We start from the raw sequence: 15,136 nt of genomic DNA on the forward strand, positions 1-15,136 counted from the left end.
AAGGAGGCGAATTCTTGAGAAAAATAATCGGTTTATTCTTTTTATGTGGAATGCTGTCAGCCTGTTCGGATAAAACATTTCCACCCATTGATTCGTCTACGGATTTTGTAGCAAGCTTAAACACATTGGAGCCATCCATTCAATTTATTTCAAAAAATCTAGAATTAATAGAAACTTGGGAGTTGGATAAGCCATATACGGGATTTTCACATGTCTCAGATGATTACATATTTTTGTATGGTTACACATTAGAAGAAGCAGAACTTTTTCAAATTTCTACGGGAAAACTTATTGCAACTTACCCTGTCCATGAAGGAGCTACCTTTGCATATGCAGTTAAAGAAACTATATATGTTGCAAATGGGAAGGAAAATACGGTTACTTCATATGATGTAAAAGGGAATGAAATTGCTAAAGCTGATACTGGTCGATATCCGATGTCGATGATTGCAGATCATAACAATTTGTACGTTATTAATTTCAAAGACACGATATTGTCTGTCTACAATATAAATGATTTAAAATTAGTTACTACTTGGGAAATACCTACATCCTCCCACGGTCTACATTTGGTTGATAACGAGCTTTGGGTTGGTGGACATGGTGCAGGAAGCCAGGCAAATAAAGTTATTAGCAAGTACAATATACAGAGCGGAGAACTGCAGGGAGAAATGGAAGCACCAATGATGCCTATAGATTTTGCGGATGCGTCTGATGGATTCGTTTATGCTGTTAGTCATGGTAATAATTATGTTTATAAATTCACTAAAGGAGGAGAACTGGTTTCTTCTATTAAAGTTGGAGCCAATCCTTTCTCCATTACTTCTTTTGGCGAAAGCCTTGTAGTAGCAGGTTATGACGATCATCAAGTTTACTTCTTACAAAATGGAGAAGTAATAAAGAAGGTATCAGTTGGTAAAGGGCCTTTTCAACTGATTAAGAGGGAGGCAAGTAAATGACGACTATATTAGTTGTAGATGACGAACAGGATATGCGAAAACTAGTTGAAATGCATTTACAAAAGGCTGGCCTCCAAGTAATCCAAGCTGAAAACGGGAATCAAGCAATCGAACTTCTACAAAGTACAGAAATCGATCTTATTCTCTTAGATGTTATGATGCCTGAAAAGGATGGGTTTGCTGTTTGTGAAGAGATTCGTCAGTTTTCTGAAGTTCCTATTATTTTCTTAACAGCGCTTGATGCAAAGAGCGATTTAGTAAAAGGACTACAGCTTGGTGGAGATGATTATGTTGTAAAGCCATTCACGGCAATGGAGTTAACTGCTAGAATCAATGCAATACTTAGAAGAACTGGATATTCCTCGAATAATGATATTATAACAAAGGGAATATTAGTAAATGACATTGTGGGGAGACAACTCAAGAGAGATGGTTTTAAAATTGTCCTTACCTTGAAAGAATATGAACTCATCTATTTATTCATGGAGAATGAAGGAAAAGTTTTCTCTAGGGAGCAGTTGCTAGAATTGCTTTGGGGTATACAGTATGAAGGTGGTACACGCACTGTTGATACGCATATAAAAACGCTTCGTCTGAAACTTGGTGAAGTTGCTGGGAAATACATTGATACAGTTTGGGGAATAGGATATCGTTTTGAGGTTAAAGAATGAAAAAGTTATCCTTTAAAATTTGGATGCTGTTGCTTGTCTTTATTGCTACTACCATTGTTTTCTTAGTCGTATTTACAAATTTTTTATATGAGGAGCTGTATGTGCAACATACGGAGAACTCTATGAAAGAGGTTGCAGAAAATTTACATCGTACATATGATGGTGGAGTTGTCTCAGACGAATTTATTAAACAAACAGAAGAGTATAATCGTTTTTCGAATATAGAAGCTTTTACTGTTCGAAATCCGAGGGAATTGAGTGCATGCGTTCCTTTCGATATCGACTATGACAGTTTAATAGGAGCAGAGGAGAGAGCAGAACTGCTTGCCGGTAATTCAGTTACGAAAAGAGGGTTTGAAAGTAGATTTGATCGAGAAGTTGTATCGGTTATTTACCCTCTTGTCGATGAAAATCGGTTAGAAGGAATTATTTATTTATATGTACCATTAACAAAAATAACCGAAATGGCATCTAAAGATGTTGTCTTTTTAATTGGGATTGTTTCTTTACTGTTAATAGGAATGGCTTATATTAGCCTAAAAAGTCTACAGAAAGTGTTAACACCATTGGCAAGGTTAAAAGAAGCAGCTCTTTCGATGGCAGGCGGAAATTATACTACTCGAGTGAATGTGGAGTCTCAAGATGAGATTGGTGAGCTCGCTCAAACCTTTAACCAAATGGCAGCATCTATACAGGAGGAAGATGAAAAAAAACGAGATTTCCTATCAATTGTTTCGCATGAATTAAGAACACCAATTAGTTATATAAAAGGTTATGGAGAGGCTTTTGAACAAAAGCTTATACCAGAAGAGAAACAAGAAGAAATTTATAAACTAATCGTTCGAGAGGCAGATCGCATGCAAAAGTTAACGAATGATTTGCTAACCGTTGCTAGAGCAGAAAACGATGAAGATGTCGAGACTGGACCGATTGTTTTAGCGGAAGCCATTCGTGAAGTAATTCAGCTCGTACAATCTAACGCTTATGAAAAAGAAATATCATTTATTGTAACGGTTGATGAAGATACCATATTAAATGTGGATGAACCGAAAACAAAACAAATTTTGATAAATGTTTTGGAAAATGCGATTCACTATTCGCCAAACCGGTCCAGTATAAGCATTAGCAATAAAACGACAAAAAAGGATACGACAATTGAAATAAAGGATGAAGGATGTGGTATGGAAAAAGAGCATTTAGCTCATATTACGGAGCGTTTTTACCGCGTGAATAAAGCAAGAAGTCGTTCAGACGGGGGCACAGGATTAGGACTTTCCATTGCCTCCCAATTAGTTGCTATTCAAAAAGGAAAGCTAGAATTTTCTAGTGAAGTTGGAAAAGGAACGACTGTATACATTACATTACCTATTTGGGAGGATTCATTCGAATGAAAAATATTTTAGCTATACTTGCATTAGTAACTTTAACGTTAGTAGGTTGTTCTTCTAAAGATACAACACATGACGAAGGTTCACATAATGAAGGTACTTTAGAAGAGGTTGTAGTAGATATTCAAACAGAAGAGACATTACCTGTTGGAGAGGAAATCATACTTTCAGCAAAAGTTACTCAAGGCGAGGAAGCTGTTAACGATGCGGATAAAGTGGAGTTTGAAGTATGGGAGTCTGGGATGCGCGACCAAAGTGAAATGTTAGAAGGTACTTTCACGAAAGACGGTGTTTACGAAGCTAATTATACTTTTGATCATGATGGTGTCTATTATATGTTTGCCCATACAACAGCACGTGGCCTTCATGTTATGCCGAAACAAGAATTAAAGGTCGGAAATCCTGACATGAGTAAAGTGAAACCAGACGACAGTGATGATTCTATGCATCACGAATAAATACTTGCTAAAAAAACAAAATGAGTGTATTATATTGACTAGATGACCGATTTGGTTTTCTAGTCATTTTTTCTTTAGGGGTGAAATCGATGGATCGGAAGCAGGAAATACTAACAGCAGCAACGAAATCTTTTTCGCTTTTCGGTTATAAAGCTACAACAATGGATCAAATCGCCAAAATTGCAAACGTTGGAAAAGGAACTATTTATACATTTTTCGAAAACAAAGAAGTCCTTTTTCAAGAAATTGTCCTTCAAATGATAGCTGAAATGAAACATGAGGCTACGAAAGCGATTAAAGAGGATGGTTCGTTTCATAAAAATGCTCACGCGGCGTTGATGAAGATGTTGGAGTTTAGAGAAACACATCAGCTATTTGTAAAAATAATAGATGAAGAAAAAGAATTACGAACACCTACCGTTCAACAAGTAGTCCAACAAGTGGAACAAGCAATAGTTTCGTTTGTGAAAGAAAAGATTGATAAATATATAGAAAGAGGAGAAATTCGACAAGTTAATAGTGAACTTGTAGCATATTTACTATTAAAAACGTATCTTGCTCTAGTGAATGATTGGAACATAACTCATGACCAATCTTTATCGGAAGATGAAATTTCAACTATTATTCAAGATACTATCTTTCGTAGTCTCTTAATTTGAGACTCCTTTTTTTGAAGAAAAATGACCGAATGAATATTATGGTCAATTAGTTTTGGAGGGAAAAATATGATAAAAGCAGAATGGAAAGCAATCTTTAAAAACCGGAAAGTATTGGTTTCAATTATTGCGGTGTTATTTATACCAGTTTTGTATGCGGGCATGTTTTTATGGGCATTTTGGGATCCTTATGCAAAATTGAGCGATCTACCAGTTGCTATTATCAATAGCGATGAAGGGGTAGATTATAACGGGACGAAACTGGCTCTAGGAGAAACATTAACGGATAAACTGATAGATAGTGAACAGTTTAATTTTGAATCTGTCTCCAAGAAGGAAGCAGAACAAGGATTATTAGATCAAGATTATTATTTACTAATTGAAATACCAAGTAATTTTTCACAGCATGCAACAACATTATTAGAGGAACAACCAGAAAAAATGGTTATTACGTATAAAGCGAATGAAGGATATAACTTTTTAGCATCACAAATTGGGAACACTGCAATGGAACAAATTCGTGCACAAGTGAATGAAGAAGTTACGACTACTTATGCGGAACAACTATTTTCTTCTATAAACAAACTTGGTGATGGATTCGCTGAAGCATCAGACGGAGCAGGTCAATTAAAAGACGGTGCATCTGAACTTAACGATGGAGCAAGTGATTTAAAAGGTTATTTAGAGCAACTTGCAAGCAGTACAATAGAGCTTCGTGATGGAACTACTACAGTTAATTCAGGAATACAAACTGCTGCCGAAGGTTCTACCCAATTAAATACTGGTCTCTCTCAATTGTCTGATGGCTCAACACAACTTGCAGATGGGGCAAGTCAAGCCGCAACAGGAGCTGGGTCATTACAAACAGGTATTCAGCAGTACACAGAAGGAGTAGCAAAGCTAAATGAAAGTTATCAATTATTAAGTGAGAAAGACAAAACTTTGTTAGCATCATTAGCCCAACTACAAAATAGTTCTGCAAATTTAAATGATAGTGCTACCCAATTAGCACAAGGGTCGACAAATGTAACAGCTGGGATACAAGCATTATCCAAACAACTGGAACAACTAAGTGCCGCATTACCAGAAGAACAGTCAACTGCATTAAAGGAATCACTGAAACAGCTGGAGACTGGTAGTTCAACTGTATCAGCAGGGTTAGAAAAATTAACTAGTGGTACAGCCGCTTTGGAGAGTGGAACAGCTAAAGTGCATGATGGAGCTGAACAACTAAGTGCTGGTTATTCACAGGCACAACAAGGTATATCAAAACTAAATGATTCTTCTTCTGCATTAGTAGAAGGCTCAACTAGTCTATCCACAGGTACAAGTACGTTAGCAGCAAAAATGAAAGAGCTTCAATCCGGAATACAACAAGCTTATACTGGTTCAAATAGTTTGGTTAGTGGCTTAAATCAATTAGCAGCTGGGTCCACACAACTACAAACTGGAACCGGAACACTTGCAGAAAAATCTGGTGAACTAGCAGCTGGTTCTACAAAACTAGCAGATGGAACAAAAGCTTTGGTCGATGGTACAAATACACTGCAATCTAGCCTTAAAGACGCTAGTAAAGAAGCGGGAGACGTAAGTGCCACAGATGATACATTCAATATGGTTGCCGCTCCTGTTGAAGTAAAAACAGAAGAAGTGAATGCAGTTCCAAACTATGGAACAGGATTTACACCATATTTCTTATCACTTGGTTTATTTGTTGGTGCGTTACTAATCTCCATTGTATTCCCATTCGTACAACCTGCTATTACGCCTTCTAGTGGAGCGAAATGGTTTACAAGTAAGGTTACCGTTCTTGCCGCTGTTGGAATTATCCAATCGCTTATTGTTGTTATAATTGCATTATTTGCATTAAAACTAGAAACTCAAAGCATAGGGATGTTCATTTTAACTGCAATCATCACTAGCTTTACTTTCTTAGCAATGATTCAATTGTTCGTGACTGTATTCAGTGATCCGGGAAGATTTTTAGCGATAATTGTGTTAATTCTTCAGTTAACAACTAGCGCTGGAACATTCCCATTAGAGTTACTTCCTGAGCCATTACAATTTTTCAACAAATTATTACCAATGACTTATTCAGTTCAAGCATTTAAAGCGTCTATTTCTTCAGGCGATGTTAGTCAAATTTGGTTTAATAATAGTGTGTTAATTGGTTTCATGGTTGCTTGCTTGGCATTAACATTTGGTTATTTCATGTTATTGTTTTCAAAACGACACTCCAAACAAACAGCTGAAGCATAATAATCAATGCCTATCCAACATAAGGATAGGCATTTTTTATATATGATAAATATCTGAAGCTTACCCCTCGCTTTTTGACCGAACCCCATTGATTTCCGTTCCAGGCGGACGCTTTCCGCCGGCATGGCTTCAGCCGCTTCCCTTGCTCCTGCGCAAAGCTCGTCGCAAAAAACAATGCTCCTGCGCAAAGCTCGTCGCAAAAAACAATGCTCCTGCGCAAGCTCGTCGCAAAAATTAATTTCGCTACGCTCAGTCCAGGGGCTTCAGCTCATGCTATTCCGGCACGAGTCGCCGCATGAAACGAAAATCAACTATTGTATGCTTACAATAAAGCCTTTCTTGATAAATTAAAGTAAATGAAAGAAATAAGGTACTTTATGCTCAAAAAACAATTACATTTAAAACGTAAATTATTCAGTGACCTCGTCACGCTCCTGCAGGATCACGTCTGTCTCTTTATTTTCGCAGGAGTCGAGCGGAGCTTCTCCAAACTAATAAAATGCTACCTTATTATTTTCTACATACTCAGAAAGAATAATCTTAAGTTAATAGAAAATGATAACTAAAACTAAAAATAATTAACTAGACAATTAGCAAACCTCTATTTGTTTACAAACTACAATGCCTATCCATTATAAGGATAGGCATTTTGCACGAAAAAAACCAGCTAGAATGGGGAATAATCTAGCTGGCATTTCAAAAAAATTAAATGGAATTACAATTATCACATTGATTACCATAGCACTCATGCTGCTCTTCAATTGTTTCACCGCATGTAGCACATTTTTTCTCAGGCAGGTTACGGAAAAATTCAATTACGTTTTCTAACATAGTTGTTCCACCTCCATCTGTTATATAACTGTTTAAGTTAAATTGATTGTAATATAACACAGAATCATTTGTCAACACATTCCGTAGTTTTTTGTTAAAATAGGTCTAAAGGAGAGATGATCATGTATTTTATTGATAACAAAGGAATAACAGACCCACGAATTAACCTTGCAATTGAAGAGTATGCTTTAAAAACAATGGATGTTGAAAAGGATTCTTTTCTTCTGTTTTACATAAATCAGCCTTCCATTATCATTGGAAGAAATCAAAATACAGTGGAAGAAATTAATACAGACTTTGTAGAGAAAAATGGAATTATACCTGTTCGCAGACTTTCAGGTGGCGGTGCAGTGTATCATGACCTAGGGAATCTAAACTATAGTTTTCTAACAAAAGATGACGGGGAAAGCTTCCGCAATTTTAAAAAATTTACACAACCAGTTATAGATGCACTTGGTAAAATGGGTGTGGCTGCTGAGCTTTCTGGAAGAAATGATATTTTGGCAGAAGGGAAAAAAATATCTGGTAATGCACAATATTCTACGCGTGGAAGAATGTTCAGCCATGGTACTTTAATGTTCGATACAGAGATTGATGCAGTTGTATCAGCGTTAAAGGTGAGTAAAGAAAAAATTGAGTCTAAAGGAATTAAATCAATTCGTAGCCGCGTAACAAACATTTCTGATTTAATGGAAAACCCGATGACAATTGAACAGTTTCGCTCAGAAATTCTTGCCTCTATTTTTGGTGGAGCAGAGAATGTACAATATTGGGAACTTACAGAAGAAGATTGGAAAAACATTCATAAGCTTTCGGAAGAACGTTATCAACAATGGGATTGGAATTACGGTAAATCACCTAAATTTAATATAAAACACTCCCACCGTTTCCCAACTGGAGGAGTCGACGTTCGATTAGAAGTAAATAAAGGTATTATAGAAGAAGTGAAAATCTATGGTGATTTCTTTGGTGTCGGTGATATGGAAGAAGTAGAAAAACTATTAGTCGGTAAACTATATAGTAAACAAGCTATAGAAGAGGCACTTGAACCAATCGACGTTCCAAAGTACTTTGGCGGTATTTCAAAAGAAGAATTAGTACAGCTCATCTATTAATAATTATTGAAAAGTTTTATATATTTACCTATGTTAGGCTCAGACTGTAGACAAACTCAAATAAACGAGTTGTTTACAGTCTTTTTTGATAGAACAGGTTTTCTGAAGCTTACCGCTCGCTTTCCGCGGGCGTTGCCCTAACCTCCTCGCAGCGCTGCTAACTATTCCCGCGAGAGTGTCTCCTTTTTCAACGAACTTCTATAAATACTAATAAAAAAAATTATTAATGGAATGATGGTTTACTAAATGAAAAGCGGATAATAGTTAATTGGAGTGGAAGGTGGCGACTCCAGCCGGAATAGTATGAGCTGAAGACCCTGGACTGAGCGTAGCGAAGGAAGCGGCTGAAGCCATGCCGGCGGAACGCGTCCGCCTGGAACGGAAAGTAACGGGTCCAATGTAAAATTCGAGTATGTGAACAACTTGTCGTTTACATACTGTTAATAATTAACATAGCCAACTAGATAAAAACCATCATTTTTAGTTATCAGAGCATACATTTTAAATTGGAATTTATACAATTTAATTACAGTCTAGTCTTCAAGCTCGCTGTCGCTTTTCTTTATGATATGATAGAGGGAGATTGCTTGTTGAGGAGGATTCAAGTGACGGAACATCGTGTTTTAGTAGTAGAGGATGATCGTAAAATCGCTGCATTACTTGCAGATACTTTACGTAAATACCATTATGAGGTACATACCATTCAAGATTTCGACAACATTATCGAGGAGTTTCAAATTTTTGATCCTCATCTTATATTATTAGACGTAAATTTACCTTCATATGATGGGTATTATTGGTGCCGACAGCTTCGCCAATATACAACTTGCCCTATAATTTTTGTTTCCGCAAGATCAGGGGAAATGGATCAGGTGTTTGCACTTGAAAATGGAGGAGATGATTTTATAACGAAACCTTTTCATTATGAAATCGTCCTTGCGAAAATACGTAGTCATTTAAGAAGAACTTATGGTGAATATGCAGCGAAGCAGGAAGAGCGAATTGTAAAAGTAGGAAAGTTGCAGCTATTTTTAGAAAGAATGGAACTGCATACTCCTTCTGAAGAAATACCTTTGCAAAAGAAGGAATGTACGATATTAGATTTGCTTATGAGAAGTTATCCAAAACTTGTAACAAGAGAAAAATTGCTTGAGGATTTATGGGATGACCAATCGTTTGTTGATGAAAACACCTTAAATGTTAATATGACTCGAGTTCGGAAAAAGCTTGCTGATTACAAGGTAACATCGACAATTGAAACGGTTCGAGGAGCGGGCTATCGATTGATAGTAAGTCCGGAGGAATCTTAAGATGTTTCGTTTATTTATGCGTGAACATTTAATCTTTCTAATCTTTCAGTTTTTATTAGTATTATTTATTATGCTCTTATATTGGCTAGATGGCTTCCGTAACGTAGATACAGCAATCTATTCAATTGTTATTAGTAGTATATTGACGATCACCTTTTTAGGGACATTATTTGTTAAAAAATATTCTTTTTATAAAAAGATTCTTTCTGTACCAACAAAGATTGAGGTTGTACTCCAAAAAGAAGCCCAATCCCCAGAGATTAAACAGGTGGAATTGTATTTGCAGCATATTTACCGATTGTATCAAAAAGAAGTGCAACTATTATATGCAAGGCAAAATAGGCATTTGCAATTTATGAATAGTTGGGTTCATCAGATGAAAACTCCTATTTCTGTTTTAGAACTTATGATACAGGAAAAAGAAGTGATAGATTCATTAAGTGTGTCGGAAGAAACAGATCGACTAAAAAGAGGGTTAGAGGCTGTTTTAATGAATGCAAGGCTTGATACTTTCGAAGAGGATATGCAAATCGAACAAGTAGATTTAAAACAATTAGTTACGCAAGTTGTGACAGAGAATAAACGCTTATTCATTGGTAATCATGTGTTTCCTGTCATTTCAATTGAGGAAAATTGCATGATTACGACGGATAGAAAATGGATTCATTTTGTTATTGCTCAGTTTTTGACGAACGCAGTGAAGTATACATTTGAGAAAAATAAGAAGGTATATTTTGAAACGACCAAAAAAGACTATAAGATTATATTCTCCGTTAGAGATGAAGGGATTGGAATACCGGCTTCAGATATAAAAAGGGTGACAAAAGCATTTTTTACTGGAGAAAATGGGAGAAAAACAGGCGAATCTACTGGAATGGGCTTATACTTGGCTCAAGAAATTTGCAATCGTTTAGGGCATGAAATGAAAATATCTACTACAGTAGGAGAAGGCACGACTGTCTCTATCATGTTTAAACAGCAGGAACAAGAAGAACGGAGCGAGAATGATGTCGATATTATTACTGGAAGAAGTGACGAAAGTATATGAAGGAAAGGTAGCCCATCTTGCTATCAATCAATTGAGTTTTGAAGTGGAAAAAGGAGAATTCCTTGCCGTAATGGGCCCTTCTGGTAGTGGGAAAACTACATTGCTGAATATTATCTCTACAATCGACCGTCCAACTTCAGGAAACATTTTAATCGATGGAACAGATCCTGTTCAACTTGCAAAGAATGATTTATCACTATTTAGAAGAAGACAGCTTGGTTTTGTATTTCAAGACTTTAATTTGCTTCCAGCATTAACAGTGGAAGAAAATATGGTTTTACCTTTAACACTTGACGGACAACCTGTTGAAGTGATGAAACAGAGGGTAGAGGATATTGCGAAGCACTTAGATTTATCAGGGATACTAGAAAAAAGACCTACCGAAATTTCCGGAGGACAAGCTCAGAGGACTGCTATTGGACGTGCTCTTATACATGAACCTGGCATCATCCTAGCAGATGAACCGACTGGAAATTTAGATTCAAAATCAGCAAAGGATGTACTTGAAATACTCACACAAGTAAATAAAAAAAGTAAAACAACGATTATCATGGTAACACATGATCCAATAGCAGCAAGTTATTGTGATCGTGTTCTATTTATAAAAGACGGAGAATATTTTAACGAAATATATAAAGATGACCGAAGACAAACATTTTTCCAACGCATATTAAATATTTTGTCTTTATTGGGTGGAAATGTAAATGACCTTTCAACAATTCGCTTATCATAATGTAATTCGAAATAGTCGTGTGTATGCTGCCTTTTTTATGGCAAGTATTTTCTCCGTAATGGTGTTTTTTATTTATTCCATGTTGATGTTTCATCCGAATATTGAGGATAAATTCTTAAGAGATATTGCATTTGGTGGAATGCTTATTGCAGAAATTATCCTCATTATTTTTACATTGTTCTTTTTGTTTTATTCGATGAGTGCCTTCCTACAGGCTAGATCTAAAGAGTTCGGGCTATTATTAAATTTAGGTATGGAAAAATCACAATTAAATCGTTTGGTTTTCTTAGAAACAATGATTCTAGGAGCTATATCTATTACGGTGGGGATTTTTTGGGGTTTTGCCTTCTCGAAATTTTTCTTTATGGTTATTCGAGAATTGTTTCTTTTAGATAGTCTACCTCTTTATTTATCTTGGAAGCCATTTACACTAACAATCGTTGTTTTTTTATCCTTATTTATCATTATTTCGATCAGCGGTGTTGTTTTCATTCGTAAAAAAGAAATTATTCAATTGCTTAAAGGATATTGGAAAGCTGATGAGCAAGTAGCGTATGCAAAGTGGAAAGCAATTTTGGGTTTAGTTTTGCTGCTTACTGCCTATAGTCTAGTTCTACTTTCTCTCTTTAAGATGACCTTTTGGATTACGTTTGTCATCATTATCCTTGCGATTGTTGGTACTTACTTGTTTTTCACTGATAGTATGTTGTATATAATAAACCAAATTCGCAAAAGAAAATCCTTTTACTGGCGTCCTTTTCATTTAATTGTTTTTGCGGATGGATCGATTAAAATCCGAGAAAATGCACGTATGTTTTTTGTCGTAACAATCGTATCAACTATCGCTTTTTTGTCAGTGGGAGTTGTTACATCTTTTACTTCCTTTACTGCACAATATCGTGAATTAAATCCGATTAGTATTTTTTACTCCAGTGATTGGGATAATCCTTTTGAGAAAGAACATATTATGAAGCTATCCCAAGAGCTTCAAAGAGAAAGCTTATCGTATGAGCTTGTGAAATTTAATGTGAAAGAGCAAACTTCTTCCAGTTCACAAGAAGTAGTAAATGTGATAAAAGAATCAGAAGTAAATAGCTTGGCGCTTTCATTAAAAATACCTTTAGTTGATTTGACTCAAGGGGAAGCGATATTAGTACCAAACACTCAGGAGGACATAGGAAATCTTAGCCCCCAAGAGGAACAAACTGTGTTAGAAGAGAGCAGTGTACCTATTCATATAATAGGGGAATTCGAACATTATATATTCCCTTCATTAGCAATCAATCAGCGAACAATAATTATTAGCGATGAAGATTTTCAGTTAGTGACAGAGCCTCTGTCTGGCTATGGACTGAAAGAATCTAGGACAACCTTTTATGCCTTTCATGTTCCAGAATGGCTAAGAACAAAGGAAGTAGGAGCAGATATTGATAGAATAATGGTGGAGTCAATGGGTACTTCAAAGGTAAATCCAAATCCATTTTATTTTGTTAATCCAGGTTTAAATTATTCCATCATACGTGCAACATTTTCATTGTTACTATTTACGGGATTACTTGTAGCAGCAGTATTGTTACTTGCAGCAGGAAGCTTTGTGTATTTTAAATTGTATACCGATTTAGAGAGAGATAAGAAACAATATGATGTCCTTCGAAGAATGGGTGTAACCGATCATGAACTAGTAAAAATCGTTAATAGACAATTGATTCCACAATTCTTTTTACCTTGGGGACTTGCCATGGTGCATAGTACATTTTCGTTTATTTACCTACAGGCAGTTTGGGTAGATTTAGCAGCAGTTTCTATCGCGAAAGAAATGCTTTTCGTTTTAATCGCATTCACTGTGATTCAAGTAGCTTATTTTTACTTAATTCGATGGAGATATATAGCCCATATTCAAGCGTATTGACCAAAAAGCATCATGCTACTATGATGCTTTTTTTGTATTCTTTGTTCTTTAATTTTTATTGAATTATCAAAACTTTTTTTATATAATAAATAAAGGGATAATGAATGAATATTCATTCAAATTAATGAGGGGGACGAGAATATGAGTTTAGTTTCACGTGTTCAACAAATTGCTACACAGCATCCTGAAAAAATTGCGTATCATTTTATGGGGTCTGATACGACTTATGCGGAATTTGAACATTCGATAGAACGATTTGCTACTGCACTCCGCTCACTAGGAATTGAAAAAGGAGATCATGTTGGTTTTTTACTTGGAAACTCACCACATTTTCTCATTTCTCTTTATGCTACGATGCGGTTAGGGGCAACTGCGGTACCAATCAATCCTATTTATACGCCTGATGAAATCAGTTATATTGTCAAAAATAGTGATGCTAAAGCAATTATTGCATTAGATGCATTACTCCCTTTAGTTGAAAGAGCAGCAGGTATTTTTACTTCTGTTGAAAATTATGTTATTTGTGAGACTCAAGCGGATACAGTAGAGAAACTAGCTACATTACCGGATTCTTTAAAAGCAAAAGTGAAATCGTTTTCATTTTTAATTAAGTCTACTACACCTGATGTTATACCTGTAGAAGTTTCAGAAGAGGATACTGCTGTAATTTTATATACTTCAGGGACAACAGGTCATCCAAAAGGGGCAATGCTTACATATAAAAATATTTATTCTAATGCACGAGATGTAGCGGAGTATTTAAGTATTAATACGGATGACCGTGTCATTACAACTCTTCCTGTATTCCATGTATTTGCGCTTACGGTTGTCGTTAATGCTCCATTATTAGTTGGAGCCACATTATTATTAGTTCCTAAATTTAGTCCACAAGATGTATTTAAAATTGGCAAAGAGCATAAGGCAACAATTTTTGCTGGAGTTCCGACAATGTTCAATTTCTTGTATCAATATCCAGAAGGAGATGTAGAAGATTTTTCAACGATTCGTTTAGCAATTTCTGGTGGTTCTTCATTACCAGTTGCATTACTACATAACTTCGAGGAAAAATTTAACGTGCGTATTTCAGAAGGCTACGGATTATCGGAGGCCTCCCCAGTAACATGCTTCAATCCGATTGACCGTGAACGTAAGCCAGGATCCATTGGAACAAATATTGTCAATGTGGAGAATAAAGTAGTAAACGAGCTTGGAGAAGAGGTACCTGTAGGCGAAGTAGGAGAACTAATCGTTAAAGGTCCAAACGTCATGAAGGGCTATTATAAAATGCCTGAAGAAACGGAAAACGCTATTCGAAATGGTTGGTTGTATACAGGAGACCTTGCAAGACAAGACGAGGAAGGTTACTTCTACATAGTCGATCGCAAGAAAGATATGATTATAGTAGGAGGATACAATGTTTACCCACGTGAAGTGGAAGAAGTTTTGTTTGGACATCCAGGTATTGTGGAAGCGGCTGTAGTTGGTATTCCTGACCTTAACTTTGGGGAAGAGGTATTAGCATTTGTTGTGAAAAAAGATACGTCTTTAACTGAAGAGGAGCTACATGAATATTGTGCTGAAAAACTTGCAAAGTACAAAATACCTAAGAAGTTTGAATTTTTAGAGGAACTTCCAAAAAATACGACAGGAAAAATATTACGTCGTTCATTAAAAGAACAAACTGTTCAATAGAATAATTAACTGCTCCTTTTATAAGGTGCAGTTTTTTTATATGATTAAGAAGGGAAATGATTTCGAGTGTCGAAATAAATGAAAGTAAGAAATTGAAAGTGGGGATA

General features: G+C 35.9%; 13 protein-coding genes. 12 read left to right on the forward strand and 1 reads right to left on the reverse strand.

Annotated elements, in window-relative coordinates; all coding sequences use genetic code 11:
• The first annotated feature begins 14 nt into the window (after positions 1-14).
• From AM499_RS00405 to AM499_RS00430, 6 genes are all read left to right on the forward strand, one after another.
• Entirely contained in the window at positions 15-959 is a 945-nt protein-coding gene (locus tag AM499_RS00405; protein WP_053588350.1) for a YncE family protein, read from the forward strand.
• On the forward strand, positions 956-1,630 hold the full coding sequence (locus tag AM499_RS00410) for a response regulator transcription factor (RefSeq protein WP_053588351.1): 675 nt from the start codon (positions 956-958) through the stop codon (positions 1,628-1,630). Before AM499_RS00405 ends, AM499_RS00410 begins: the two co-directional genes overlap by 4 nt.
• Positions 1,627-3,021, forward strand: a complete 1,395-nt coding sequence (locus AM499_RS00415; RefSeq protein ID WP_053588352.1) for a sensor histidine kinase — start codon at positions 1,627-1,629, stop codon at positions 3,019-3,021. Before AM499_RS00410 ends, AM499_RS00415 begins: the two co-directional genes overlap by 4 nt.
• Complete coding sequence (locus AM499_RS00420) at positions 3,018-3,476, forward strand: FixH family protein (RefSeq protein WP_053588353.1); 459 nt, start codon at positions 3,018-3,020, stop codon at positions 3,474-3,476. Before AM499_RS00415 ends, AM499_RS00420 begins: the two co-directional genes overlap by 4 nt.
• Before the next feature lie 89 nt (positions 3,477-3,565).
• Positions 3,566-4,135: a TetR/AcrR family transcriptional regulator gene (locus AM499_RS00425; RefSeq protein ID WP_053588354.1), complete on the forward strand. Its 570-nt coding sequence runs from the start codon at positions 3,566-3,568 to the stop codon at positions 4,133-4,135.
• A 66-nt stretch (positions 4,136-4,201) separates the two neighbouring features.
• Positions 4,202-6,391 carry a YhgE/Pip domain-containing protein gene (locus tag AM499_RS00430; protein ID WP_053588355.1) on the forward strand — a complete coding sequence of 730 codons (2,190 nt, stop codon included), beginning with the start codon at positions 4,202-4,204 and terminating at the stop codon, positions 6,389-6,391.
• 705 nt (positions 6,392-7,096) lie between these two features.
• On the opposite strand, the gene yhfH is transcribed toward AM499_RS00430, so the two are convergent.
• Positions 7,097-7,222, reverse strand: coding sequence for a protein YhfH (yhfH, locus tag AM499_RS21115; protein WP_082355136.1), 126 nt, complete (start codon positions 7,220-7,222; stop codon positions 7,097-7,099).
• A 122-nt stretch (positions 7,223-7,344) separates the two neighbouring features.
• Here yhfH and AM499_RS00435 point away from each other — a divergent pair, with 122 nt between their 5' ends.
• The 6 genes from AM499_RS00435 to AM499_RS00460 all read left to right on the forward strand — a co-directional run bounded on the left by AM499_RS00435 (position 7,345) and on the right by AM499_RS00460 (position 15,029).
• The gene (locus AM499_RS00435) at positions 7,345-8,337 is read left to right on the forward strand and encodes a lipoate--protein ligase (protein WP_053588356.1); all 993 of its coding nucleotides are present in this window, start codon (positions 7,345-7,347) and stop codon (positions 8,335-8,337) included.
• 569 nt (positions 8,338-8,906) lie between these two features.
• On the forward strand, positions 8,907-9,647 hold the full coding sequence (locus AM499_RS00440) for a response regulator transcription factor (protein WP_172794408.1): 741 nt from the start codon (positions 8,907-8,909) through the stop codon (positions 9,645-9,647).
• A gap of 1 nt (position 9,648) precedes the next feature.
• Complete coding sequence (locus AM499_RS00445) at positions 9,649-10,695, forward strand: sensor histidine kinase (protein WP_053588358.1); 1,047 nt, start codon at positions 9,649-9,651, stop codon at positions 10,693-10,695.
• Positions 10,655-11,428, forward strand: a complete 774-nt coding sequence (locus AM499_RS00450; RefSeq protein ID WP_053588359.1) for an ABC transporter ATP-binding protein — start codon at positions 10,655-10,657, stop codon at positions 11,426-11,428. The genes AM499_RS00445 and AM499_RS00450 overlap by 41 nt, the downstream gene beginning before the upstream one ends.
• Positions 11,400-13,337 (forward strand): FtsX-like permease family protein, encoded by a 1,938-nt coding sequence (locus tag AM499_RS00455; RefSeq protein WP_053588360.1) that lies wholly within the window; start codon positions 11,400-11,402, stop codon positions 13,335-13,337. The genes AM499_RS00450 and AM499_RS00455 overlap by 29 nt, the downstream gene beginning before the upstream one ends.
• Before the next feature lie 141 nt (positions 13,338-13,478).
• Positions 13,479-15,029, forward strand: a complete 1,551-nt coding sequence (locus tag AM499_RS00460) for a fatty acid--CoA ligase family protein (RefSeq protein ID WP_053588361.1) — start codon at positions 13,479-13,481, stop codon at positions 15,027-15,029.
• Positions 15,030-15,136: the final 107 nt, after the last annotated feature.

It is taken from the genome of Bacillus sp. FJAT-22090 (assembly GCF_001278755.1).
Classification (GTDB): Bacteria; Bacillota; Bacilli; order Bacillales_A; family Planococcaceae; genus Psychrobacillus.

Coding starts and splice junctions, on each gene's coding strand:
- AM499_RS00410 (WP_053588351.1), top strand. CDS start 956: ATGACGACTATATTAGTTGTAGATGACGAACAGGATATGCGAAAACTA.
- AM499_RS00415 (WP_053588352.1), top strand. CDS start 1,627: ATGAAAAAGTTATCCTTTAAAATTTGGATGCTGTTGCTTGTCTTTATT.
- AM499_RS00420 (WP_053588353.1), top strand. CDS start 3,018: ATGAAAAATATTTTAGCTATACTTGCATTAGTAACTTTAACGTTAGTA.
- AM499_RS00425 (WP_053588354.1), top strand. CDS start 3,566: ATGGATCGGAAGCAGGAAATACTAACAGCAGCAACGAAATCTTTTTCG.
- AM499_RS00430 (WP_053588355.1), top strand. CDS start 4,202: ATGATAAAAGCAGAATGGAAAGCAATCTTTAAAAACCGGAAAGTATTG.
- yhfH (WP_082355136.1), bottom strand. CDS start 7,222: ATGTTAGAAAACGTAATTGAATTTTTCCGTAACCTGCCTGAGAAAAAA.
- AM499_RS00435 (WP_053588356.1), top strand. CDS start 7,345: ATGTATTTTATTGATAACAAAGGAATAACAGACCCACGAATTAACCTT.
- AM499_RS00440 (WP_172794408.1), top strand. CDS start 8,907: ATGATAGAGGGAGATTGCTTGTTGAGGAGGATTCAAGTGACGGAACAT.
- AM499_RS00445 (WP_053588358.1), top strand. CDS start 9,649: ATGTTTCGTTTATTTATGCGTGAACATTTAATCTTTCTAATCTTTCAG.
- AM499_RS00450 (WP_053588359.1), top strand. CDS start 10,655: ATGTCGATATTATTACTGGAAGAAGTGACGAAAGTATATGAAGGAAAG.
- AM499_RS00455 (WP_053588360.1), top strand. CDS start 11,400: ATGACCTTTCAACAATTCGCTTATCATAATGTAATTCGAAATAGTCGT.
- AM499_RS00460 (WP_053588361.1), top strand. CDS start 13,479: ATGAGTTTAGTTTCACGTGTTCAACAAATTGCTACACAGCATCCTGAA.